Genomic DNA, 25,543 nt, shown 5'->3' with positions numbered 1-25,543 from the left:
CTATAGTGTACACCCTAATCCAGCGAAATATGCAAATCCTTTAACGCAGCCTGTTCCTTTATGATTCTTTGCAGTTCCTCAATCCCTGCTGCATGACGGCTGGCATAATCCAGACTGTTCTTTTTCACCTTCATAATCGTTTCCGAAAACGCCTTTTTCTGTTCTTCATTATTCAGGGACTCTGTTAAACTCGCATGAAAAAGACCTGCGACTGCCCGGTATTGATCATCGTCATTAATGAAATGATTTAAAATCTCAGCCGGATTTAATGTTCCGGCAGCGTGTCCGTCAAAAACCATCCGTGCCACCTTATAATACAGTTCTTCTATAAAATCTTCCGGAGTAATTACTCCATGAATCTTATCAAATAGTACCGGATTTTCAATCAGCCAGGTAAGAAGCAGCCTCTGGGACTGTTTCACACCATCTTCTTTATCCTTTTTTTTCTGAACCTTTAAACCTCCTTCGTCTTCCCCTCTGGAAGCATGACTGACAGGTCCAAGAGAAGCTCCCATACGGTTGACCAGACGCTTTAGATCTTCATAATTAATAAAGTATTCCCGGGAAACCGCTTCCAGATAATTCTCCCGTTCCAGCGCCTCCGGAAATTCCAGAAGTTTTTTTGCCACCTGGTTATAAAACTCTGTCTTCTGTTCCGGATCGTCCATCAGATAATTCTTTTTCAAAACGTCTATTTCATACAGAAAACTGTTCCGCGCCTCTGATATCCTCTGACGGAAAGCCTCCGTTCCTAAATTCTTAATAAATTCATCAGGGTCCTTGTAAGGCTGCATATCAAGCACCCGTATGGACATTCCCACATCCTTAAGAATCGGAATGGCACGGAGTGCTGCCTTTATTCCCGCCCCGTCACTGTCATAGGCGAGAACCACCTTATCGGTATACCGTTTTAAAAGCTGAGCGTGCAAAACCGTAAACGCGGTTCCAAGAGAAGCCACCGCATTGGTGAATCCTGCCTGGTGCATGGCGATCACATCGATATACCCTTCGCAGATCAATATGTACTTTTCTCTGGATAATCTTGCATAATTAAGACCGTACAAATTCCGGCTTTTGTCAAAAAGCTTTGTCTCCGGTGAATTAAGATACTTAGGCTCCCCTGCGCCCATGACCCGTCCCCCGAATCCGATGACCCGGTTATTCACATCCATAATAGGAAACATGACCCGGTTCCAGAACTTATCGTGAGCTCCGCGTTCTTCAATGGTCACAAGTCCGGTCTGTTTTAAAATATTATCATCGTACCCTTTTCCTTTTAAATACCGGTAAAGATCATCGCCTGTCTTATTGGAATACCCGAGGCCGAACCGGACGATGGTCTCATCGCTTAGCTCCCGCTCTCTTAAATACCGGTATCCAATCTCTCCCTGAGGGTTTTTAAGCTGATAATAGAAATAGCTGGCAGCCAGCTTATTGATTTCTAAAAGTGCCGCCCTTAAATCCTCCTGAGCCTTTGCTTCCCTGCTGTATTCCGCAACCGGAAGCTTGACTCCTGACCGGTCCGCCAAAACCTTTAATGCCTCGGAAAAGGAGTAGTTTTCATATTCCATCACAAATGTTATGGCGTTGCCTCCGGCCCCGCAGCCGAAGCAGTAATACATCTGTTTGGCCGGCGATACGGAAAAGGAAGGTGACTTTTCATTGTGAAAGGGACACAGGCCGAAATAATTGCTTCCCTTTTTCTGCAGTTTCACATATCCCGAAATCACATCTACGATGTCATTCTTCATCCGGACCTCTTCAATTACTTCTTCCGAATATCGCATGAAGCCTTAATCCTCCTTCCTTTCTTTTACAATGATCTAAATGGCCTTCCATGCCTTCGGAACAAAAAGTTCTTCAAATTTATCTATGGCATAGCTGTCACTCATGCCTGCAATATAATCGCAGACTGCCCGTTCCTTATTTACTCCCTGGCTCTCCATAAAATAGCGGTATTCCTCCGGCAATTTCTCCGGTTTATCCATATAGTATTGAAATAACATAACAATGAGATTCTGGGCTTTCCCCTCTTCTCTCTTGGGAATTTCATTTTTATAAACATTGTTAAACATCCAGGTACGCAGTCCCTGCATGGCTTCCTCCATATGAGGGGACATGACGATCTCCTGCTTTCCAAGGCTGTTTCCTATAATATCGTGAATCAGATTATTCAGTCTTTCCCGGACGCTGTGGCCCAATACCCCGGTAAAATGCTCCGGCAGATCTTCTTCCACAAACATCTTTGCCCGAATGGCATCATCAATGTCATGGTTTATGTAAGCGATCTTATCTGACAGACGTACGATACAGCCTTCAAGAGTGGATGGATGACCGCTGGTACGGTGGTTTAATATTCCATCCCTTACCTCCCAGGTAAGATTAAGCCCCATACCGCCCTTTTCCAGAAGCTCTACCACACGGACGCTTTGCTTGTAATGCTCAAAGCCTTCCGAACATATCCGGTTAAGAACCGCCTCTCCGGAATGACCGAAGGGAGTATGTCCCAAATCATGTCCCAAAGCTATGGCTTCCGTCAGATCTTCATTCATACGAAGGGATTTCGCTATGGTCCTGGCTATCTGAGATACCTCCAGTGTATGGGTCAGTCTGGTACGGTAATGATCCCCTTCCGGTGCCAGAAAAACCTGAGTCTTATGCTTCAATCTTCGAAATGCCTTACAATGGATAATCCGGTCCCGGTCTCTTTGATAGACAGTCCGGATGTCGCAGGAATCTTCCACTCGTTCTCTGCCCCTGCTGTCTTTGCTGAAGGAAGCATAAGGACTTAAATATGCTTCTTCCCATTGTTCCGTGGATTCCCTGATATTCATTCAATCACATCCTTCGCCCATAGTTATGGTACATTATATCATATTTTCTGTAATTATAATACCCTATATTAAAATATTTGCAATTCTGATCACCGGTTTTCAGCCATATTTTTCCGATAGGTACTGGGCAGACAGCCATACCTTTTTTTGAATGCCTTGGAAAAAGCTCTGCTGTCCGCGAATCCATGATTCATGGCGATTTCTCCGATTTCATGCTCCGTTCCCACAAGTTCCCGGACCGCATATTTGACACGCAGATCAATCAGAAAGGTCCGGTAATTGACCTGCGCATATTTTTGAAAAATCCGCGACAGATAGGTAGGACTGAAACCAAAACGAACGGCAACCTCCTCAAGCTTTAAATCCTGATCGTAATTATCTCTCATGTATTGTGTCACATCCGATAATTTGTCAAGCTGCTTTTTTTGCCGGAGTGTGTCCTTATCCAGAGCTTCCGTCTTAAATTCTGTTATCAGCAGATAGAGCAGTTCATAGAAATGGCTTTTCACTTTCAGACGGTAGCCGTACTCCTGTTTTTCATAGATGGAAAACATGGTGGTCACAAGATTTACCAGCTTTATATTCTGAATGTCACTTTTCTTCTCGAAATTTAAGTATCCGTCTTCCCCTAAATACTCTTTAAATGTACCTCCCGGAATCTGGAGAACAATGGTGAGGTTTGGGTTTGGGCAATCAATCGAATGAACTTCATTGGAATTCACCAGAACAAAATCCTGTCTGGCAAGAGGTACGTGATTGTTATTGATATAAAAATCGATTTCCCCTTCCTGAACCAGAAAAATCTCCATGGAATGATGCCAGTGCTTTGTTACTTTATACTTCCCGTCTCTGCCCTCAAAGACAAAGAGACGGAAAGGCAGATCATCATTGGGTATGATCAGCTCATATCTGACTTCCATTAGACACCTCCCGAAAAATACTGACTTTATTATAAATCATTTTCGTTAAATTTCCAATGGTTTTCACAGCCCCCTATACCGGGAGGCTGTCACTGACGCATAAGACACCATATCCCAGTTCCGGATTGGGATACTGGCTGACACCTGGAAGTTTTCTTGTTCCCCGGATTAAATATGCCTTTACTTTTTCTCCAAATAAAAACGGATCTCTGCCGTCTACGATCCCCCACTGCATAAGGAGGGCAGCACTTCCGGTCACAAATGGAGTTGCAAACGAAGTACCGGTCACCGTATCATAGCCGCCGCCGGCCCTTGCTGCAATGATTCCAACTCCAGGAGCCGCCAGATCCGGCTTTACCTGATTGGTTCTCCTGGTATATCCTCTCCCTGAAAAATCCGCATAGGACTGATAGGTATCATCATAGGCACCTACAGAAATCACCTTGGAAGCTGTTGAGGGGATGGTAAGGGTGGTTTCCGGTGTTGGCCGTAAAAAACGGGTGGATTCGTTAAGGACTCCTGCCGAGGGAAGCCATAGGTCATAATTGCCTTCCACGATCTGTCTGGGAGTCAGCCGGAATCTCCAGACTCCGCTGTCTATATAAGTTTCAAGGGGAAGAAAATCCAGGTATATTTCCTGGGCTACGCTGTAAGGTCCTGGTTTTCCATAGTACAGCAGGATCTGGGTATTTCCATAACGGATAGTCTGAGGTCCCAGTCTGCTGCTGATGGGACCGATCACCTCTCCCGGAGGCGTAATGATACTGATATCAAATATATCCGCATATGATTTCCAGAGCTGAACGCTGAAGCTCTGCTGATACGCTCCTACGCTCATTTCTATCTCCTGAGGGCCCTCCATCGTCAGAACACCGGATATGTGGCCGCCTGCAACTCCTTCGTTCCCTGTTCCCACCACTATGACCGCCTTTCCGTAATTGGATATATCATCAAGAAAGGTCTCAAGAAGGCTGGTGCCGTCATGGGAACCATATGTATTGCCAAAGCTTAAATTGATCGCGATGGGCATCTGCATATCCACGGCTTCTCTTACCACAAAATTAACCGCCCGCATCAGCTCTGTGGTTCTTGGAAATCCAGCCGCCTGGGGGATGCCAAGTTTTACCACAAGCAACGGACTTTGAAAAGCGACTCCACGGTACTGGCCTCTGTTCTCCCTGCCATTGCCGGCGGCTATCGATGCCACCGCCGTTCCATGTCCGCTTATATCCACAGAAGGGACCAAAGCTCTTGCTTCTGCCCGGCTTCCCGTTGCCAGGGCCGCATTGATTTCCTCTCTGGTAAATACCCGGTCCAGAGTCTGATCCCAAAGTTTGACGATTCTTGTGGTTCCGTCGTCATTTCGGAAGTCTGCGTGGTAATAGTCAATTCCCGAATCAATAATCGCCACAAGCACTCCGCGTCCATCTAAACTATTGGTCCCCTGTTGGACCAAATTGACGCAAGAGGCCGCTTTTGCCTGATTTATGGCAAAAAACAGCCTCTTTGGTTTTTCTACGTATTCAATCTGCGGCAGCTGGCTTAAGGTATCTATGAGAGACTCAGGAACTCTCAAGATCGCATATTCATTCACCATAGGTTCCACATGGATTCCCACTGCTTCCAGTCCGCTTATGTCTCCGGAATATTTTACAATCACATCCCAGGATTGTTCTTCCGGATTATACCCCACATTTAGATTTCCTGATTTTGCACGTTCTTCAGGAGTCGCGCTGAGAGCAAGGTTCAGCAGATTTTCCAGTTTCTGATCTTGCATATGACATTCCTGTGCTTTTTCTACATCCTACGCAGCAGACGTCAGTCTCATGACTTTCCTTGATTCGCTTCCTGAACTTCTGCACCATTATAAAAGAATTTCAGAATGTCCTCGTAGCCTTTTCCTTCCTTTGCCATGGCCTGAGCACCATTCTGGCTCATTCCAACTCCATGGCCAAAGCCCCCGCCGTATATATGAAAGGTAGTAATATTTTTATCATCCACGCCTTGATTATCGATTGCAATGTAAGCACTTGGAAGGGATTCAAAGTTTTTCATGACCGTTCCGTCTTTTCTTGTAAGAACCATATATTTATTAGCCATCTTGGCTCTTACCTGACCCTCGCCGCTGATCGTCATGACACCATCAGAGCCTTCCACTCTTAATTTCTTTACAATTCCTCCCACACCTCTTTCTGTGACAGTGATATTCAGGATGGAACCGACCTCCGTAATCTCCTCTTCCAGCTGCCGGTTGGTAACTGTAGTTTCCCAACGGTACATCGGAAACGAAGAATCATAAGATGGATAATCCTTATTCTTTATAAATTCTTCAAAATCTGAATTGGTAGATAAATTCAATACCCCTTTGTTATCCTGTAGCAGGCTGCCATCCAGATAAGGGTACTTAGAAGGATCTCCCCCCCACACGCTTCCGTCCGTCGTATGACCGCAGGAGGTGGAAAAATAAAATGCTTCAATCGGTGCGCCTCCGTAAAACAAAAGCTTTCCGTAGGTTTCCCGTACGGCCTCCTGGGTCTTTGAAGCGGTAGGCAGATTGTTATAAACCTGGAACCGGGTGCTGTCATCGACGTGAGCGCCGTATTTGCTGTAGGTATTGCTCTGTATCTGACGATAGGCATAGGTCCTTGCACAGACGGCCTGAGCCTTTAATGCTTCTTTTTCATAGCTGTCCGGCATCTCGCTCGGCACTACCTTTGTTAAATATTCTTCCAGATAGAGTTCATTGATAAGAAGAAGCCCTTCATTATCCTTCCGTATCTCTATGCTGCCGTCATAGGAAGGAGTCCCATAGGATCTGGATATGGAATTAACGGAAATGGAATCTCCTTTCTCCAAAGGTGATACAACAATCCGTCCATCCTTTAACCGCTCATCGGAAGGGTCGATCACAACCTCTGCTTTTGCAGGCACTTGAACCGTCTCATCGCCATAAGACAGGGTAAGTCCGCTTTCTGCTGAAAGGGTGACGGAAGGATGAAAAATCGACTGAAAATTGGTATTCATCAGCAAAACCCTGATGCTTTTCGCATCAAATTCCCTTACCAGCAATGCCGCACAAAGTTTTCCATGAGCCACGACAAAGTCCTGGATATCGTATCCTACAAGAATATCGGATATGGACCGTTCCTCAAACTGCCCATACAGCCGGTATACTTTAAAATCTTTATCCAGCTTCAGGCTTCCGTAGCCTTCTATTTCAATCGAATCATCCCTGACCGAAAGTACCTTTCCGGATATCTTTTTTTTCTTCATGGTAACCTTCTGCAGCTTTCCTTTTTTTAATGTCAGGTCCGCCAGATTATTGGCAAATTCTTCGGTCTGTCCCATAGAGGCTTCCAAAGGAAAGCTGCGCTGCACGGAACCTAAATTCACAAAAAAAGTATCTTTATCTCCGGTGGTAAGCCAGACGTTCTTATAAGTGACGGAATCGGTTACTGCTTCTCTCATGGCAATGATCTCATTGCCTTTGACAAGGATCTTAAGTTCCCAGTCTATGTATGAATCAAGACTTATTCCTTCAAACTGGTATTCGCCTTCATTTGTATAGGCTGTCCAGGGAGAAGCCGTCTTAATATTGGTAGGTGTGCCATAAAGAAGAACATCAAGTTCCTTGATTTTCCCCTCACCATCCAGAGTCTTTCTAAGCTCTGCATATAAATTCCACCACTCATCTGCCGAAATCTGTTTGTTCTGTTTTTTCTTTCCCACATGAAAGCTTTTTCCTGCTCCCGGAACAAGCGCCTCTGCTAAACGTTCCCCATCTTTATAGGTCAGAAATCCTTCTGCTGTCTCTTTTTTTGCGGGCACTTCCCCGGGGTCCAAATAACCTTCTGCGTATAGATAGCTCATGTACTTCACATACCAGTTATTCTTCTCTGCTTCCGGAAAATATTCCTGCTTTTGTTCTGCCAGCGCTTTCTCACAGCTTTCACGGTCGGTCAGAAGAAGAGCTGCCGACTTATAAGCCAGCCCTCTTGATATCCCTTCCGGTTCCGGTTCATTAACCAGGATGATCACAATGAGAAACAAAACCAAAAGAGGAATTCCCACAACAAATCCAATAAATGTCTTTTTACTCATGCGCTCCTCTTAATTTCTTTTTATTTTCCTCTACTCTACCATACTTTTGAGTAAAGTTAAAGCAGCGATTGCTCGCTGCTTTTTTCTTTAGTAACCCCAAAATGCCGGTTCTTACTTATTGACGCCTAGCGTTGCTAGGTGGGCAACCTCACTCAGACTTCTGCCTTCCACTGCTACGGAGGCCTGACATCCATCTGAAAATATTGGAATCCCAAATGTCATAATGTAGGTTCAAAAAAGGTAAGAGTGTCGCACATTCCAGGAATTACTTCCCGATTGCTTCTATGGGACTTAGTATACACCACTTTGATCTTATTTTCAAGTTCCTTTTCCTGTCAGTTTTCATTTAATATTTACTGCCAAGCAGTCTTCCATGATCTACATACAGTTCCAGATGCTTTAAAAGAGAATCACAGGAATCCTCCTGGATCATTAATTCCACTCCTTCCACCTTTGCCAGAGAAAGTACGGAAAGCAGTGATTTTGCATTCACAGTGCTGTCGCCGCAAACCAGCTGTATCCTCTCTTTAAACTTACTGGCAATCGTGACAAATTCAAGGATAGATTCAACCCCCCAAAAACCGATCTCCACCTTCCTCATCTTAAGTATCCTCCTGAACTATGCTTAAACATTTAAAGCTCGTATACCTGATATTCTTTTTCAAAAATATATCCAAGTTTTTCTGCAAGTCCTGCTGATGGAATATTATCTGCATCCCAGCTTGGATTTATTCCCTGTTCCAGACAGGAAAGAATAAAACTTGCGCTGCAGGCTAATGCAAGTCCTCTGCGCCAGTACTCTTTCCTTGTTGCCACTTTGACCTGAATCATGCCGTCGCTGATTCCGTAAGCGGAACAGCCGGAAACTAAAGCATTGCCATCTAATATGACATAGCCCAGTCCATTCTCCAAAAAATCTTCTGCCGAATCAAAATTGGAACAAAACTCACGGCTCCATTCTTCCTTAAGCGCCAGATGATATAATCTCTTATCCATCTTCTTTATCCTGAGCCCAGGCGATGAGAGTTTTAAAAATCCTCTCAGTACCGTCTCGGAAAAACGGTTTTTGTCCTTTTTCATGGCATATCGGGACAGAACTCTGAATTCACCTGCAAAAGTTTCCTCCAGCCATTCCGCCCAACGCACATCGGAAGGAGTGATAAATCCATGGCTGCACTGCAAAAGCAGCTGTTTTTTCAGTTCCATGGCAGTTTCACCTTTCGGACATATGCCGAACAAGTATGCAAAATTACCCAGTTGAATCAAACAAAACGATGGATTCCCTAATTCCGGTACCCAAACCCGGCCCATTCGGCCTTCTGCCGCACCGCGAGGAAGCACACCGTCCGCCTCGCCGCACATATGTCTGATGATCTGTCTTTTTTCTTTACCCAGTTCTATCATAAGATCCTCCTTCCTGAAACCAAAAGGACTGTCCCTTGTTAGAGACCCAGTATAGCACACTATAAAAGATTCTGCAAATCAAAAATCGTTTCTGCAATCCAATCTGCTCCGGCCTCCTCTAATTCCTGCCTGCTGCCATAGCCGTAAAGCACTCCCACAGAATCAATTCCAACTTCCTTTGCACCCAGAATATCGTGCTTCCGGTCTCCGATCATGACAATCTTTGAAAGGTCCGCCAGCTGGCACTCTTTTAAAACATACCGAATGACATCTGCCTTTTTGTCCCTTGTTCCCTCTAAGTCGCCGCCGCCTGCAAAGACAAAGTAAGAGTCCAGTTCAAAATGCTCTAATATTTTCCTTACAAATACCTCCGGCTTTGAAGATGCCACATAAAGCTTCTTTCCTCTTTGAACCAGGGATTTTAAAAGCTGTTGTACTCCATCATATACTTTATTATCCAGCATCCCTTTTTCCCGGAAATATTCCCGGTAAGAGGCGACTCCCTTTATGGCCTCTTCTTCCGTAAATCCGTAAAACTCCATAAAACTGTCTTTTAACGGCGGTCCAATAAAGCGGCATAACGTTTCCCTGTCCTCTGCCTGAATTCCAAATGCATTCAGTGCATACTGAACAGACTTGGTAATCCCTTCTTTTGGATCTGTCAGCGTTCCATCTAAGTCAAACAGCAAATGCTCTTTTTCCATGATTCCTCCTTCATTCAACAATTCGTGTCGATTTCCTGTCCAGGGAAATTTTTCCCATTATCTCATTCGCATTCTGCAAAGTCAATGTTTTCTATTGCAAAATAAGCCGAAATTAAGTATATTTAGTATATGTTTTGAATTTTATACACAAGTAGAAAGAAGGTTAATTATGATTCACATTTCGCAGGATGGCACCGGGGACTTTAAAAGCATTACGGAAGCACTGAATTCCCTGCCAAAAGACAATACTTCCGAACAGGTTCTCTTTATCCATAAAGGCTTTTACGAGGAACAGATTACCGTAACCGTTCCGTATGTGACCTTTATCGGCGAGGAGGCAGAGAGTACCATTCTTTCCTACGGACTCTACGCCAGAATGCTTATGGACGACGGTATGAAACGCGGAACCTTCCGCACCTATTCCAGTTTGATCGATACTCATGATTTTACTGCAAAAAATATTACCTTTGAAAACAGTGCAGGGCCGGGAACTTTAGTAGGACAGGCTCTGGCTCTTTATGCAGACGGAGACCGGCTGGTTTTTGAAAACTGCCGCCTTTTAGGAAACCAGGACACTTTGTTTACCGGCCCCCTTCCTCCAAAAGAAGTGGAAGTCAACGGATTCATCGGCCCCAAGCAGCATGCGCCCCGTATTAACGGACGCCAGTACTATAAGAACTGCTACATTGAGGGAGACATTGATTTTATCTTTGGAAGCGCTACTGCCTATTTTGAAGACTGCACCTTTTTCTCCAAATACACCGGCAAGGAAATCAGCAGCTATGTAACTGCAGCCAGCACACCACAAGGCCAGGAATATGGTTATGTCATGTCCGGCTGCCGCTTTGAAAGCAACTGCCCGGCTGAGAACGCTTACCTTGGCCGTCCCTGGAGAGAGTATGCAAAAACAGTACTTATCAACTGCTATATGGATGATCACATCTGCAAAGAGGGCTGGCACGACTGGAACAAGGAAGCTGCGCATGAACATGCCTTTTATGCGGAATACGGCAGCTACGGACCCGGAGCCACTATGGACATGCGGCCGGACTGGATCGTTCGTCTGAAGGAAGAGGATTTATATAAATACACCAGAGAAGCCGTTCTTTCCGGCTCAGATCACTGGAGACCATAAGAAGGAAGTCCGAAAACGGGACCCGTCCATATGATTGGACCGGATCCCGTTTTCATTAATTTTCTTTGATTTTAATAATAACCTTTTTAATTGGTGCCGGTTCACCGGCAGCTGCCTTTGGTTTATGACCATCCCAAGGATTGAATATCATATATTCTCCAGCCTTTACAACCACCTTCAAGCCTGGATTTTCATTGTCGTAAAATACAACATCTTTTTCTTCGTTATATGGTACACTTACATTCAGCTCGTCGATCGGTGCATATGACATGGTCTCAGTACCTTTTATCATATACTGGATATCAGAATAATCACGGTGTGTTTCAAACTTTGCTTCTTCCCAAGGAACTGTTGTATATTCTTGCACATTGGCAAAAACATTCTTGCCGTCAATCTCATACTTACCTGGCGCCAGGTTCTCTAAGTCGGTGTTTTTCAGAAAATCAATCGCTTTCGCGTATCTTCCATCCACCCCAAGGTTTCTGTAAAAATCAAGGTTCTTTGCTGAGTCAAAAATCATAATCGTACTCTCCTTTTGTGTATAGTATCATTCGACAGCAGTCCGAAAAGGGAACCGCAGTTAAGTATAGTATACACCCAAAGCAGAATATTTCACAATGCTTTTTTATGTTATTATTTAAAAAATTCGTGGTTTTCATGCCGGAATAAATAAGTCAGCCGTGAATCAAACCAACGGACCGCTCCGCTCTTTGATCCTCTGCGGTTCATAAAATATAATGCTCCTTCCGAATAATCTTCTCCAGCAAGCGCACGGTTGACACATTGTGTGGTATCATCCGTTACTTTTACCGTATTGATCCTTCCGTTTGATACTGGGGAAAACTGGGAGGGCGAATAAACCACACCTCTTACCGTATTCGGGAATTTACCGCTCTTTACCCGGTTTAAAATTACATTTGCTACAAGAATCTTGCCCTTATCATCACAAACTCCTGCTTCTGCCTGAACGATCCGCAACAGGACCTGATAATCATCCTGTGATACACTCATTGCATTGGCCGCCTTCTCTTCTTCGGCCTTCCTGGCTGCTTCTTCTGCTGCTTTTTTCTCTTCTTCTGCTTTTTTAGCTGCTTCTTCCGCTTGCCGCTTCGCCTCTTCTTCCATGGCGATCTGAGTATTAATGAGCTTTATACGGGCCTGGGATTCTTCTTCCAGTTCCTGCTTCTGAATAACCTCTTTAACCAGTAGATTACCGGCTAACTGCTGTGCCTGTATCTTAGCGTCGGTAAGCGCAAGTTGTACTTTTGCCTGTGCAACTGTTTCCTCTTCTTCAACGTTTCCCTCATCAGCAGCATCACTTAATGCCGGCGTTTCTGCAAACGCTGTCAGCGCATTCTTTCCGCTGCTTCCAAATCCTGTTGAGGTAAACGCAACAACAGTAATGACAGCCGCTCCCGTCATAAAAACTGCGGATGAACGGTACATCTTCTTTGTGACCTTAATGGCCATCCCTCTGAAGAATTGACTAATCTGCTGAAGGATAGAGCGTAGTGTAAGCATACATACTCCTCTTCTATTATCTCACTTGCCTTGGCTGTGAACGTATTCCACAACCGTTTCCGGGTGACAGCCGTAATTATAGAAGAAGCATGTTAAAAAAGTCAATGGGGATTTAACATTTTTGTGATATTTTAACTTTTGAATTTTATCTCTTTTTTATTTTTTATTACAATTGTACTACTTTAACCTTGTTTATCCTTTACTTTTTGTATATTTCAATAATTAACCTTTTACAATAATGTTACATTTCTGTTAATTATTTATTTTTCCAGAGGAAGCCAGTCCACTCATTTTTGATTTTATGTAAACTAATCTTGCGTCAATCCTACAACTTTACCCTTTATAAAGTCCACCAGACTCTGAGGAGCCAGAGTGATCTGCTGGCCTCTCAATCCCCCGCTGACCGCGATTTGAGGGTATTTGAGGGCTGATTCATCGATAAATGTTGGATATAGTTTTTTCATGCCGACCGGGGAACAGCCCCCTCGAATATAACCGGTAATGCCCTGTAAGTCTTTCATAGGAATCATCTCCACCTTCTTATCTCCGGCTGCTTTCGCCACTTTTTTCAAATCCAGTTCTCCATCCACCGGAATGCAGCATACCAAATATCCCGTTCTTTCCCCTTTTAACACCAAAGTTTTGAAAACACTTCCATGATCCACGCCCATCTGATCAGCTGCATGGCTGCCGGATAAATCATGCTCGTCCACTTCATACTCCATTGTTTCATAAAGAATGCCCGCTTTATCGAGCATGCGCATTGCATTTGTCTTAACCATATAATTCCTCTCCCTGTATTTTTTTCTAATTATAATACTCCTTTGGCGTAATTTCAATGATTCAAAGGAAAGGGTCCGTTATTATCAGATACAATATCTGACAATTACGGACCCTTTTTCCATAAAATTTACAGCTATTTCTTCTTATTAATATAGGGGAACAGCCCACCTGCGGATATGATCTCCTGCATAAAAGGCGGAAATGCCTGACCTTCAAAGGATTCCCCGGTCGACTGATTGGTAATAATCCCACTGTCAAAATCTACCGTAACCTCGTCACCGGCTTTAATGGCTCTTGCAGCCTCCGGACACTCTATAATAGGAAGTCCGATGTTAATCGCATTGCGGTAAAAGATTCTTGCAAATGTCTCAGCAATCACACAACTGACTCCTGCACACTTGATCACCAAGGGAGCATGCTCCCTGGAAGACCCACAGCCAAAATTCTTATTTGCAACGATGATATCTCCTTTTTTTACCTTGGTAACAAAATCCTTGTCAATATCTTCCATACAGTGCTTTGCCAGTTCATCACCATCCGTAATATTCAAATATCTTGCCGGAATGATAACATCCGTATCTACATTATCCCCATATTTAAAAACAGATCCACGCGCTTTCATATTTGATACCTCCTATAATCCCAATTCTTCCGGTGCCGATATCCGCCCGGTAACTGCACTTGCGGCGGCTACTGCAGGACTTGCCAGATAAACCTCTGACTCTACATGGCCCATGCGCCCTACAAAGTTCCTGTTCGTCGTGGATATACACCGTTCCCCTTTTGCAAGGATTCCCATATATCCGCCCAGACACGGTCCGCAGGTAGGAGTGCTCACAATCGCCCCTGCTTCAATAAAGATTTCCAAAAGCCCTTCCCGCATGGACTGAAGATAGATTTCCTGTGTTGCAGGAATCACGATGCAGCGCACATTTTTAGCAACCTTACGCCCCTTTAACACGGCAGCTGCGATGCGCATATCATCAAGACGGCCGTTGGTACAGGAGCCAATTACTGCCTGATCCACCTTTATCTCGTCAAACATGCCAAAGGTTTTTGTATTCTCCGGAAGGTGAGGGAATGAAATCGTAGGCTCCAGCTTTGATAAATCAATGGTATACACAGTTTCATATTCTGCATCTTCATCGGCTTCAAAGACCTTAAAATCACGTTTGGAATGTTCCTTTATGTACTGGATTGCCAGATCATCCACCGGAAAGATTCCATTCTTACCGCCAGCCTCAATGGCCATATTGCAGATGGTAAAACGGTCATCCATCGTAAGATTTTTGATTCCGTCTCCGGAAAACTCCATGGATTTATAAAGCGCACCATCTACTCCGATCATCCCTATAATATGAAGTATTACGTCTTTTCCGCTGACCCATCGGGATGGTTTCCCAATCAGCTCGAATTTAATGGCAGAAGGCACTTTGAACCAGGCTTTTCCGGTTACCATTCCTGCCGCCATATCAGTACTGCCGACTCCTGTGGAAAATGCTCCCAGTGCACCATAGGTACAGGTATGAGAATCTGCTCCGATGACTGCATCTCCGGCAACTACCAATCCTTTTTCAGGGAGCAGAGCATGCTCGATCCCCATCTGTCCAACGTCAAAATAATTGGTAATTTCGTGGCTGCACGCAAAATCACGGCAGCATTTGCAATTCTCCGCAGATTTTATGTCTTTATTTGGTATAAAATGGTCCATAACAAGGGCAATCTTATCTTTATCAAAAACTGTTTCCTTGTTAAATTTCTCCATTCCCTTAATTGCAACCGGTGATGTAATATCATTTCCCAAAACCAGGTCCAAATCCGCCTCAATCAGCTGTCCTGCTTTTACCTCACTAAGCCCCGCATGAGCTGCCAGAATTTTCTGGGTCATCGTCATTCCCATAGTCCGCGTCCTCCTGTTATTTCCTTGAAATGAACCTCTGTCATTTTACTGCTTTACATTCTAACATACATATTGATATAATAGAAATACATAATATGAATATTTAATATAATAATTGGTTATGAAATGAGAGGATATTTAAACATGGAACAAAACTTATCTCAATATAAGATTTTCTTTGAAGTTGCAAAGGCAGGTAATATTTCCAAAGCGGCAAAAGAGCTGTTTATCAGCCAGCCAGCGATCAGCAAATCCATCAGCAAACTGGAAGGAAGTCTGGGAGTTTCTCTATTTACCAGGAATTCCAGAGGCGTACAGCTTACTGATGAAGGAAAACTTCTGTACGACCATACAAAAACGGCCTTTGAAGCATTGTTTCAGGGAGAACAGGAGTTAAAGCGCATTAAAGATTTTCACATCGGTCACTTGAGAATCGGTGTCAGCAATACTTTGTGCAAATATATTCTTCTCCCCTATTTAAAGGGATTCATTGAGAAGTATCCTCATATTAAGATTACGATAGAAAGCCAGTCCACGGCGCACACGGTCGCCATGCTGGAACAGCAGAAAATCGATCTGGGATTAATTGCTGAGCCCTCCAACCGCCGTCCCCTTTTATTTACACCAATAATGGAAATTCAGGATGTATTCGTCGCTACAAAATCTTATCTCAATAACCTGTATTTAAGAGAAGGCCGTGGGGCTGATCTTTTTGAGACCGGGAACATCCTGCTTTTGGACAAGAAAAATATGACCAGAAAATACATTGATGAATATTTAAGCGAAAATCAAATCGTACCCAAACAGCTTTTAGAAGTGACCACCATGGACCTGCTGATAGAATTTGCTAAAATCGGCATGGGAATCGGATGTGTGATCAAGGACTTTGTGCAGAAAGAGCTGGATCAGGAAGAACTTGTTTTAATTCCTTTGAAAACAGAGATTAAAAAGCGAACCGTAGGGTTTGCTTATAACCCAGGCGGAATATCTACGGCTATGGAGAACTTTTTTGATGCAGTGAAAGTCGGAATGAGCAGTAAATAAGCAAAAAACAGGCCCCGGAAAAGCAATGCCTGTTCCGGAGGCCTGTTTTTTATTTAATCTGCAGAAAGCAGCTTAGTTATCGATTAATTTACCGCCATCATTCCAGCTGTAAAGCTTACGAAGCTCTGCTCCCACCTGTTCTAACTTATGAGATGCTTCTTTGTTTCTCATGGCATGGAAATGAGTGCCGTTTACCTGATTTTCCAACAACCAGTTCTTTGCAAAGGTTCCGTCCTGAATATCAGTAAGTACCTGCTTCATGGCTTTCTTTGTTTCATCTGTGATGATCTTTGGTCCTGTGATATAATCACCGAATTCTGCGGTGTTGGAAATGGAGTATCTCATTCCTGCAAATCCGCTTTCAAAGATAAGATCAACGATCAGCTTCATCTCATGAATACATTCAAAGTATGCATTCTCAGGAGCATATCCGGCTTCAACCAGTGTTTCAAATCCGGCTTTCATAAGAGCACATACGCCGCCGCATAATACAGCCTGCTCGCCGAAAAGATCTGTTTCTGTTTCATCCTTAAAGGTAGTCTCCAAAACGCCTGCTCTTGCACCGCCCAGTGCCAATGCATAGGCAAGAGCCTTGTCCTTTGCCTTGCCGGAATAATCCTGATGAACAGCAATAAGGCATGGAGTTCCTCTTCCTACAAGATACTCACTGCGAACCGTATGTCCGGGAGCCTTTGGTGCAATCATGGTAACATCAACATTCTTTGGAACAACGATCTGACCAAAATGGATTGCAAAACCGTGAGCGAACATCAGCATGTCGCCATCCTTTAAATTAGGCTCGATGGATTCCTTGTAAAGAGCCGCCTGTTTCTCATCGTTGATGAGGATCATGATGATATCAGCTTTCTTTGCAGCTTCTGCTGCGGAATAAACGGTTAATCCCTGTGCCTCCGCCTTTGCCCAGGAACTGCTTCCCTCATAAAGTCCTACAATAACATCACATCCGGACTCCTTTAAATTAAGCGCATGCGCATGGCCCTGGCTGCCGTATCCAATCACTGCAATGGTCTTACCCTCCAGTAAGGATAAATTGCAGTCTTCCTGATAGTAAATCTTTGCCATCTTTTATTTCCTCCTCATAGATTGACTCGTAATATATTTTGTTAAAGGAACCATGCCGGCGACTCTCTGTCCGCCTTTGGCAATACCTCTAGCTAGCAAGTTAAATTATGGCAGATACCGAATGTCGCCGGACCCTCTGGATAAACCGGTCAAGCCAGTCCTGGCAAGTTCTAAAATCTCATAATCTTCAAGCAGGTTAATAAGCGCATCAAGCTTTGACTGGTCACCGGTCAGCATAACGGTCAAAGAATCCTTTCCCACATCAACTATGGTTGCTCTGAAAATATCAGCAATGGCACTTACCGCCTGACGCTCTCCGGAGTTTGCACGCACCTTGACCAAAATAAGTTCTCTGAATACGGAACAGCCCGGTTTCAGTTCTTTAATATCCCTTACATCTTCCAATTTTCTGAGCTGATTTTCAATCTGGTCTAAGATTTCCTGATCCCCGATGGACACCACTGTCATTCTCGAATATCTCTCATCTGCAGTCACACCCACCGTCAAGCTTTCTATATTATAGCCACGGCGGCTGAACAGACCGGCCACACGGCTCAAAACGCCGGAGGTGTTATCAACCAACAATGATAATACGATTCTTTCCATCCTTATCCCTGCCTTTTTGTATAGTGATTTTAATAATAGCAATCTAACTTCTATTTGTCAATTAAATAAAAGGAATGTGTATTATAATTTATAGTTATATCAGAGACAGGCCGGATATTCAATGATGCAATATTCATATCCATTGACAACGGTTGTGCCTCCGTATTGATCAATTCTCTTAAAAGAAGTTCCATAATTGGCATGAACATGCCCATGCAGGAAATACTGGGGGGTATACTTATCCATCAGGTCCCGAAAACAGGAAAATCCCATATGCGGCAGGTCCGGCAGATCATTCAGCTGATAAGCCGGAGCGTGGGTAACTAATATATCAAACCCCTTATTCTTTTTAAGCTTCCACCACATGCGCCGGATTCTTTGTTCCATCTTCCGTTCCGTAAACTGATTCGGAGCATCCGGTATATATTCCATGGAACCTCCCAGTCCCATGATCCGGATTCCTTTATATGTCACAATGTCATCCTCAATGCAGGTACATCCCTCGGGCGGACAATGCATATATTGGCAATCATGGTTTCCACGAACATAAAACACCGGGGCACGGGAAAGCGTAGCAAAAAACGATAAGTATTCTGCTCTTAAGTCTCCGCATGAAATAATCATGTCTATGTCTTTTATTTTTTCCGGTGTATAGAAATCGTAGAGTGACTTTGACTCCTGATCAGCCAATACCAGAATCTTCACGCTCCTGTTCCTCCATATCCGTATTCTCGTAAATTGCCTGGCCCTGGAGCCGTACCAGTGACCTTGCTTCTTCCGTCAGTTCCTCATAGGCCGGGATTCTGCCAGCAACATTCTCTGCCAGCCAGCTCATCGTAGTAATCTCCTCCGGGGTAAGGCTTTCGCCTTCCTCACACTGGGTTTTTCCATCCTGGGAATATATGATGCCCACAAAAGGCTGAAAGCTTCCCGCACGAATCGAATGTTTCAGAAAGTTAAGCAGACGCTGGGTCCCATGGGGAAGGCTCTTGGAACAGATTACATCAATCACATCCGCCGACATTCCCCACCAGTAGTTAATGGCCTGCTTGCCTTTCAGCTCTTTTCTGTCAGAAGCCCCATGACAGGTAATATTAACCATTCTTTCATAGAACTTTCCCCAATGGCAGATTGGGGTCGCCAGATTTCTAAGAGTGCCATCCGGAAGCTTCTGATGCAGTCCGTATTCTCTTGTGGGAGTTTTGGGTGTAATCATATCATCGCCGGAAATAAAGGTGATTCCTTCCTTCTCAAGCTCTGCATGGGCATCCCGTCCAATCACTTTGGACCATTCCAGATGTACCCTTGCATAGGGATTTATCATCCTTGCCCCTAAAGCAAATGCATTGATGTTGGCGATAGTCCCGTAAATGGGATAATCCGCAATATACCCCAGCTTATCATCCTTTGACATGGAAGCGGCCAGTGCCCCCATCAGGAACTTTGATTCATACATTCTTCCATAGTAAGTGCAGACCGAGGAATATGACATATTCACCGAGCAGTTAAAAATCTTCACTTCCGGATGATTGATTGCGGTCTTAACGGACTGGTTGATCATCGGTGAAGCGGTGGTAAATATCATGTTACAGCCGGCCGCCAGTGCATTTTCCAATGCATTGGCCGTCTCTTCCTCTGAATCTGCCTGGAAAAAGGCCATGGTTTCCATGGTGCCGTCAAACGCCTGCTCCAGATACATTCTCCCCAGTTCATGCCCATAGGTCCAGCTTGAGGTCTCAGCGGTCTTTGCATGAATAAAAGCAATTTTTAACATCTGAGGTTCGATCATCTGAATCGGGAGGAGCCAGTTAATGATCTTTAAAGGATTGCTCTCTGCCATATCCTCAACCTCTTCCGGCTGCTCCAATAAAGCAATCTTATTGCCTCTGGACGCAAGAAGAAGCTCGTCCTTTATCTTCACCAGGTCCTTTTTCATCTGTCTCTCCACCCGGTCCTTTACGGTCCGGTAGCCGAACAGTTCCACATAAATAAGGAATGCATCCGAACAGGTCATGTCATAATCATCACCGCCAAATGCATGAAAGGCCATGGAAAACCGGTCATATGCCGATTTAAACACCAGCCGTTCCTCATCGCTCCATTGCTCGCCGGGATTCTTATTCATGGCTTTTAACAGTTTGTCATAGCTTCCTTCTTTGCTGAACCAGATATCACAGTTAAAGGATACCTGATAAAAATCCAGGAATTCATAATACAGCCGGTTGTTCAAATCATCGGTCCTTCTGGGAATCAGACGAGTGACCGAAGCTGCAATGCTGAACGCGCCCACATACTTTAATACGCTGACACGTTTATTTCCCTCCTGTACATAGTATTGGTTCATAAATTCATAAACCACAATGGGATCATGAATGCCTTCCTGGATCTGATGATCATAAAGATAGGCCCACTTGGCTCCAAACTCTGACTTTTCAGACAAGAGCGGCATAAAATTATTGGCAAAAGCGCTGGTACGCCCTTCCGTCTTTGTTCCCACGATCTTTTCCAGAGGAATGTCCATGATTCCCAGATTCACTTCCGAAACGATATCGGTATAAGATAATATATCGTCCAGAACCGGAAGATACGGATACTCCCCTTTCGCTACAGATGCCTGATACTGTTTTCGTCCCCTTCTTAATGCCCCAACATAATCATATAGTGCCATCCGCTTATCCTCCCCTTATTCCCTGCGGTTTGTTGCTAAAGATCTGATAAGACCGCAATTATAGATTCCGCACCTTAAATTCTCTTTCTATCTCTCTTTTCTGATCCTTTTTGGCAATGTCCTCTCTCTTATCATACAGCTTTTTACCTCTGGCAAGTCCAATCTCCACCTTTACCAGGCTCCCCTTAAAATATACCTGGAGAGGCACCAGAGTATAGCCCTTCTGGGCGATCTTGGCATCAAGTTTGACAATCTCTGCCCGGTGAAGCAAAAGCTTCCTGATGCGAAGGGGATCCTTATTGAATATATTCCCCTTTTCATAGGGGCTGATGTTCATTCCATAGACATAAACTTCCCCTTTATCAATCCTTACAAAGGCTTCTTTGATATTGCACTTTCCCATGCGGATAGATTTTACTTCCGTTCCCGCCAGTTCGATACCTGCCTCATATTTTTCATCAATAAAATACTCATGATATGCCTTTTTGTTGTTGGCTATGAGTTTAATTTTTTCTCCCAAATCAACTAACCTCCGTAATTACGTATAATTTATGATACTACATTGTTTATTTTTAGTAAAGGTCTAATGAAGAAATCCTTCCATAATAAAATCCTCCCGGCTCCATGTTTTCTCAAACATAGATCCGGGAGGATTTCTTTCTTATTAATGTTTATCAATATGTAAAATCGTATTCAAAAGAACATTGGCCCCTTTGAGACAATTCTCTACCGGTGTATATTCGATCTCACAATGGCTGTGACCGCCTACACTTGGTACAAATATCATGGTAGTAGGAACCAGATCAATGGCAAACTGGGCGTCATGGCCCGGCCCGCTGTAGATTCTCCGGTTGGAATATCCGCACTCCTGTGCACTCTTTTCCACATAATCCACCAGTTCCGCAGTAAAGCCTACGGTCTTGCGTGACCATGCTTCCTCATAGCTGACTTTACACTGCTCCACAACACCTGGAATCTTCTTTATGACTGCAAGCACCTGTTTAATCACTTCCGGATCCTGATGTCTGGCATCCAGGGTGATCTTCACCTCATCCGGTATTATGGTATGGATATTGGGGTGGGCTGAAATCTTGCCTGTGGTGTAAACCAGTTTACTGTCCAGCTGATCCAGCTCATCATGAAGGTACTGAATGGTTTTTACGGCTGCATAAAGAGCATCCTTCCGGTATTTCATAGGGGTGGTCCCGGCGTGGCCTGCCTGCCCCGTAAAGGTAAACTCATAATTAATCATACCGCAGACGCCTTCTACGACTCCGATATCAATTCCTTCTGCCTCCAGTACCGGTCCCTGTTCAATATGAAGCTCCACCAGTGCCTTTGTTCTTGAAGGATCCAGCCGGTTTTCTTCTTTCCCCTTATAACCGCTTTCCTCCAAAGCCTTACCAAAGGTATATCCGGGAATGTCTTTTGCCTCTGAAGCCAGCATGGCTTCCTTGTCAAATTTCCCGCAGATAACACCGGAAGACATCATTGCCGGTTCAAATCTGGCACCTTCTTCGTTGGTCCATACCATAACTGTAATCGGGTGTTTGTGTGGTATTTTTTCTTTTACAATCGTCTCTGCCACTTCCATTGCAGTCAAAACGCCTAGAATCCCGTCGTAATTACCTCCCTGCCGTACAGAATCCATATGAGAGCCTGAGAGAATGGCTGGCAGATCTTCTGTTCCAGGTATGGTTGCATATATATTTGCCATATCATCTGTAACAACGGAAGCGCCCAGTGCCTCCATACGCGTTACAAATTCTTTTCTTGCAGCCAACGCTTCCTTTGATAAGGAAAACCTTGTTATTCCGCCTTTTCCAGTATCTCCGAACTGGCTGAAGGTTTTGATCTTTTCTTCCATTCTTTTATAATCGCACTGTATCATGCTGTTTACCTCCTGTTATCTTTTCTAGGCCCTTTTCTTTTTTACCCTGGTACCTGCAGAGATAGCCCCTACCGGGCACACCAGGGCACAAAGATGACAGCCCACACATTTTTTAGCGTCCATCACCGGTTTTTGTGTGTCCTCTGCCTGTTTCAGCGCCTGATGCCCTCCGTCGTAGCAGGACAACACGCATCTGCCGCAGCCCACACATTTTTTTCTGTCAAATTTTGGATAACAGATGGAATCCCGTTCCAGTTCATCCGCCGGTATGGTGTGAACCAGTGCCTTACCTACGATCTCACGAACGCTTTTATAACCGTGGGTACTTAGATAATATTTCATTCCTTCTATCATATCCTCGATCACCCGGTAGCCATACTGCATGACCGATGTCGTAACCTGGATATTTTCACAGCCCAGTGCCATGAATTCAAATGCATCTTTCCAGGTTTCGATTCCGCCCATTCCGCTGACGGGAGCACCGGTCAGTTCCGGATGGGTCTTCATGGCATGGATAAACCGGAGAGCAATAGGTTTTACTGCCTTCCCAGAATAACCTCCCACGCTGGTTTTTCCTTTCACAGAAGGCCCGGATACAAAGGTGTCCGGATCCACGTTCATAATACTTTTTATGGTATTGATGGCCGCAAGGCCGTCTGCGCCTGCCTGCATTGCTGCAAGTGCCGGAATTTCCATATGGCCGATATTGGGTGTCATTTTCGCCAGAACAGGAAGATGGGTCCCCTTTTTCACTGCTTTTGTATAAGCTGCAACCAGTTCTGGATTCTGACCCACATCAGAGCCTAACCCATCCCCTGCCATATGAGGACAGGAGAAATTACATTCGATAATGTCTGCACCGGCTTCTGTTACCACTTTCGCAAGATAAGTCCATTCCTCTTCCGTCTGGCCCATAATAGAAGCAACAAATATTTTTGTGGGGTAATCTCTTTTTAAATCTCTGATGAATGCAAGATTCTCTTCCAGGGTATGATCTGAAATCTGCTCAATATTTTTAAATCCTACAAACGGAAGCGCTTCTTTTTTCAGAGCATCGAATCTGGGAGATACCTCATCAGGGACAAAAACACCAATGGTTTTAAAGGCGACGCCAGCCCAGCCCATGTCAAAGGCTTTTGCTACCATTTCGTAATTACTTCCTACCACGGAAGAAGATAAAAAGAATGGATTTTCACATGGAACCCCGCAAAAATCTATGGATAAATCCACATCCTCCTTTTTCGGTTTCGTATAGGAGGATAGTTTTTCAAACATATCAGGAATTGGCACCGGTGAATTGATTTTCCCTTTCAAGCAGGCTGACAAGCAGGGCTTGCCGGTACAGTCATGACAGGGCAAATCCTTTGGCAGACGGTTGATGGCTCCTGACTTATTCTCAAAACGGTAGCAGCGTATTATTTTATCCGTTTCCAGTTCGTAAGGACACGCTTTGGCGCAGGGGGCCTCGCTGCACAATAGACAACCGCCGGCTTCCTCTAAAAGAGATGTTTCTTTGTATAATAATTTATCCATTCTATCACTCCAAACTATATTTTTGAGGCTCTCTCTTTACAAAAGATCCATATCCGGGAGTTCCTACAAATTCCCCCTGATCATATACCAGTGTTCCTCTCACATAAGTCTGTACCGGATATCCGTGTACTTTAATGCCCTCCCATATGGTGTGATCATAATCAGAATGCATGTTGTCAACGGAAATGGTCAAATCCTTATCTTTGTCATAGATCACGATATCCGCATCTTTTCCAACAGTCAGAGAACCCTTCTGGCTGCAGCCGAAGATCTTAGCCGGATTCGTGGCACAGAGTTCCACCGCACGGTTGAAGCTTATTTTTCCTTCATTGGCTTTGGATAACATATATGGATATAGATTTTCGATTCCTGCACAGCCGTTTGGAATCTTGGTAAAATCGTCTTTTCCCCAGTCCTTTTCATGGCTTTGGAACGGACAATGATCGGTTGCCACCGTATCTATGCTTCCATCCATAACTGCCTTCCAGAGCGCATCCTGACTTTCCTGATCCTTCATAGGAGGAGAGCATACAAAGTTTCTGCCGTCTTCTCTTTTATAAACATCACAGGTAAATTCCAGATACTGGGGACAGGTTTCAATGTAAACCGGATAACCGTCCCTCTTTGCGGCAACGGCTGCTTCTAACCCCTCCTTATCTGCCATATGTACGATATAGAGAGGTGCGTTTACCGATTTTGCCCAGTGTACCGCCCGTTTGTCAGCTTCTGCCTCCACATATTCCGGTCTGCTTAAATAGTGATACCAGGCAGAGGTTTTTCCCTCCGCCTTAAACTGCTCGATATTTAAGTCAATGACATCCGGATTTTCCGCATGGATATTGGTGATCGCCCCTGCTTCCTTTGCTTTTTTGAGGATGCGGACCAGAGTTCCGTCATCCACCATCATACCTTCTTTTTTGTAGACCAGGAAACATTTAAAACTGGTAATTCCATAATCCACAGCCGCTTCAAATTCCTCTAAAACAGCACCTTCGTTCAAATCAGTAATACAGCAGTGGAATGCATAATCCACGCAGGCTTCCGGGTCACACATTTCCTTTCTTTCCTGAACGGTTTCTACGATTCCCTTTCCTTTTCTCTGGATCGGATAATCGAATACTGTGGTCACACCGCCGCACGCTGCAGCTCTTGTTCCGGATAAATAACCATCGGCAGAAACCGTACCTCCAAAGGGCATTGCCAGGTGGGTATGTGCATCGATGGCTCCAGGTAAAACCAGCTTACCGGAAGCATCCACCACCTTTTTTGCATCAACCGGCAAATTCGTTCCAATGCATACGATTTTCCCGTCTTTTACCCCTATATCACCGACAAATGTTTCCTCTGCCGAAACAATGGTTCCATTCTTAATTAATAAATCCATGGTTCTTCCTCCTTAACAGATAATCAACAGTG

The 25,543-nt window shown here is 44.4% G+C and carries 23 protein-coding genes and 1 other RNA gene; 2 read left to right on the top strand and 22 right to left on the bottom strand.

Annotated elements, in window-relative coordinates:
- Nucleotides 1-14: 14 nt before the first annotated feature.
- The 9 genes from dnaG to ACLTWA_RS00535 form a co-directional block, all read right to left on the bottom strand.
- Nucleotides 15-1,787 (bottom strand): DNA primase, encoded by a 1,773-nt coding sequence (gene dnaG / locus ACLTWA_RS00575; protein WP_412325616.1) that lies wholly within the window; start codon nt 1,785-1,787, stop codon nt 15-17.
- 36 nt (nt 1,788-1,823) lie between these two features.
- Complete coding sequence (locus tag ACLTWA_RS00570; RefSeq protein WP_412325615.1) at nt 1,824-2,834, bottom strand: deoxyguanosinetriphosphate triphosphohydrolase; 1,011 nt, start codon at nt 2,832-2,834, stop codon at nt 1,824-1,826.
- Nucleotides 2,835-2,923: 89 nt separating this feature from the next.
- Nucleotides 2,924-3,754, bottom strand: a complete 831-nt coding sequence (locus ACLTWA_RS00565; RefSeq protein ID WP_412325614.1) for an AraC family transcriptional regulator — start codon at nt 3,752-3,754, stop codon at nt 2,924-2,926.
- A 73-nt stretch (nt 3,755-3,827) separates the two neighbouring features.
- Nucleotides 3,828-5,531 (bottom strand): S8 family peptidase, encoded by a 1,704-nt coding sequence (locus ACLTWA_RS00560; protein WP_412325613.1) that lies wholly within the window; start codon nt 5,529-5,531, stop codon nt 3,828-3,830.
- Nucleotides 5,532-5,578: 47 nt separating this feature from the next.
- Nucleotides 5,579-7,855 (bottom strand): SpoIID/LytB domain-containing protein, encoded by a 2,277-nt coding sequence (locus ACLTWA_RS00555; RefSeq protein WP_412325612.1) that lies wholly within the window; start codon nt 7,853-7,855, stop codon nt 5,579-5,581.
- A gap of 89 nt (nt 7,856-7,944) precedes the next feature.
- A non-coding RNA gene (ssrS, locus tag ACLTWA_RS00550) (6S RNA) lies at nt 7,945-8,123 on the bottom strand.
- Nucleotides 8,124-8,201: 78 nt separating this feature from the next.
- Nucleotides 8,202-8,456: an HPr family phosphocarrier protein gene (locus tag ACLTWA_RS00545; protein WP_412325611.1), complete on the bottom strand. Its 255-nt coding sequence runs from the start codon at nt 8,454-8,456 to the stop codon at nt 8,202-8,204.
- A 32-nt stretch (nt 8,457-8,488) separates the two neighbouring features.
- Nucleotides 8,489-9,259, bottom strand: coding sequence for a GNAT family N-acetyltransferase (locus tag ACLTWA_RS00540; RefSeq protein WP_412325610.1), 771 nt, complete (start codon nt 9,257-9,259; stop codon nt 8,489-8,491).
- A 59-nt stretch (nt 9,260-9,318) separates the two neighbouring features.
- Nucleotides 9,319-9,963 (bottom strand): HAD family hydrolase, encoded by a 645-nt coding sequence (locus ACLTWA_RS00535; RefSeq protein ID WP_412325609.1) that lies wholly within the window; start codon nt 9,961-9,963, stop codon nt 9,319-9,321.
- A gap of 169 nt (nt 9,964-10,132) precedes the next feature.
- Between ACLTWA_RS00535 and ACLTWA_RS00530 the strand changes: the two genes are divergently transcribed.
- Nucleotides 10,133-11,098 carry a pectinesterase family protein gene (locus ACLTWA_RS00530; RefSeq protein WP_412325608.1) on the top strand — a complete coding sequence of 322 codons (966 nt, stop codon included), beginning with the start codon at nt 10,133-10,135 and terminating at the stop codon, nt 11,096-11,098.
- 55 nt (nt 11,099-11,153) lie between these two features.
- Here the strand turns inward: ACLTWA_RS00530 and ACLTWA_RS00525 are convergent, their stop codons facing one another.
- The 5 genes from ACLTWA_RS00525 to leuC form a co-directional block, all read right to left on the bottom strand.
- Nucleotides 11,154-11,618, bottom strand: a complete 465-nt coding sequence (locus ACLTWA_RS00525; protein WP_412325607.1) for a YhcH/YjgK/YiaL family protein — start codon at nt 11,616-11,618, stop codon at nt 11,154-11,156.
- A gap of 113 nt (nt 11,619-11,731) precedes the next feature.
- Entirely contained in the window at nt 11,732-12,619 is an 888-nt protein-coding gene (locus tag ACLTWA_RS00520) for a cell wall hydrolase (protein ID WP_412325606.1), read from the bottom strand.
- 308 nt (nt 12,620-12,927) lie between these two features.
- Nucleotides 12,928-13,401, bottom strand: coding sequence for a Cys-tRNA(Pro) deacylase (gene ybaK / locus ACLTWA_RS00515; RefSeq protein WP_412325605.1), 474 nt, complete (start codon nt 13,399-13,401; stop codon nt 12,928-12,930).
- 134 nt (nt 13,402-13,535) lie between these two features.
- Nucleotides 13,536-14,024 (bottom strand): 3-isopropylmalate dehydratase small subunit, encoded by a 489-nt coding sequence (gene leuD, locus ACLTWA_RS00510; RefSeq protein WP_412325604.1) that lies wholly within the window; start codon nt 14,022-14,024, stop codon nt 13,536-13,538.
- A gap of 12 nt (nt 14,025-14,036) precedes the next feature.
- Nucleotides 14,037-15,302 carry a 3-isopropylmalate dehydratase large subunit gene (gene leuC, locus ACLTWA_RS00505; protein WP_412325603.1) on the bottom strand — a complete coding sequence of 422 codons (1,266 nt, stop codon included), beginning with the start codon at nt 15,300-15,302 and terminating at the stop codon, nt 14,037-14,039.
- Between the two features lie 144 nt (nt 15,303-15,446).
- Here leuC and ACLTWA_RS00500 point away from each other — a divergent pair, with 144 nt between their 5' ends.
- A complete protein-coding gene (locus ACLTWA_RS00500) occupies nt 15,447-16,346 on the top strand; it encodes a LysR family transcriptional regulator (protein WP_412325602.1) in 900 nt (299 codons plus the stop codon).
- 72 nt (nt 16,347-16,418) lie between these two features.
- Here ACLTWA_RS00500 and ilvC read toward each other — a convergent pair whose 3' ends face one another.
- The 8 genes from ilvC to hydA form a co-directional block, all read right to left on the bottom strand.
- On the bottom strand, nt 16,419-17,429 hold the full coding sequence (gene ilvC, locus ACLTWA_RS00495) for a ketol-acid reductoisomerase (RefSeq protein ID WP_412325601.1): 1,011 nt from the start codon (nt 17,427-17,429) through the stop codon (nt 16,419-16,421).
- A gap of 105 nt (nt 17,430-17,534) precedes the next feature.
- Complete coding sequence (gene ilvN / locus ACLTWA_RS00490) at nt 17,535-18,035, bottom strand: acetolactate synthase small subunit (RefSeq protein ID WP_394522272.1); 501 nt, start codon at nt 18,033-18,035, stop codon at nt 17,535-17,537.
- Between the two features lie 99 nt (nt 18,036-18,134).
- Nucleotides 18,135-18,740, bottom strand: coding sequence for a metallophosphoesterase family protein (locus ACLTWA_RS00485; protein WP_412325600.1), 606 nt, complete (start codon nt 18,738-18,740; stop codon nt 18,135-18,137).
- Nucleotides 18,718-20,703: a BMP family ABC transporter substrate-binding protein gene (locus ACLTWA_RS00480; RefSeq protein ID WP_412325599.1), complete on the bottom strand. Its 1,986-nt coding sequence runs from the start codon at nt 20,701-20,703 to the stop codon at nt 18,718-18,720. Before ACLTWA_RS00480 ends, ACLTWA_RS00485 begins: the two co-directional genes overlap by 23 nt.
- Nucleotides 20,704-20,761: 58 nt before the next feature.
- Entirely contained in the window at nt 20,762-21,223 is a 462-nt protein-coding gene (gene smpB / locus ACLTWA_RS00475; RefSeq protein ID WP_412325598.1) for an SsrA-binding protein SmpB, read from the bottom strand.
- Between the two features lie 144 nt (nt 21,224-21,367).
- On the bottom strand, nt 21,368-22,594 hold the full coding sequence (locus ACLTWA_RS00470) for a Zn-dependent hydrolase (protein WP_412325597.1): 1,227 nt from the start codon (nt 22,592-22,594) through the stop codon (nt 21,368-21,370).
- Between the two features lie 24 nt (nt 22,595-22,618).
- On the bottom strand, nt 22,619-24,127 hold the full coding sequence (preA, locus tag ACLTWA_RS00465) for an NAD-dependent dihydropyrimidine dehydrogenase subunit PreA (RefSeq protein WP_412325596.1): 1,509 nt from the start codon (nt 24,125-24,127) through the stop codon (nt 22,619-22,621).
- 4 nt (nt 24,128-24,131) lie between these two features.
- Nucleotides 24,132-25,511 carry a dihydropyrimidinase gene (gene hydA / locus ACLTWA_RS00460; RefSeq protein ID WP_412325595.1) on the bottom strand — a complete coding sequence of 460 codons (1,380 nt, stop codon included), beginning with the start codon at nt 25,509-25,511 and terminating at the stop codon, nt 24,132-24,134.
- Nucleotides 25,512-25,543: the final 32 nt, after the last annotated feature.

The organism is Lacrimispora sp., assembly GCF_046972725.1.
GTDB lineage: Bacteria > Bacillota > Clostridia > Lachnospirales > Lachnospiraceae > Lacrimispora.
This window is presented reverse-complemented; position numbering and strand designations above follow the sequence as displayed.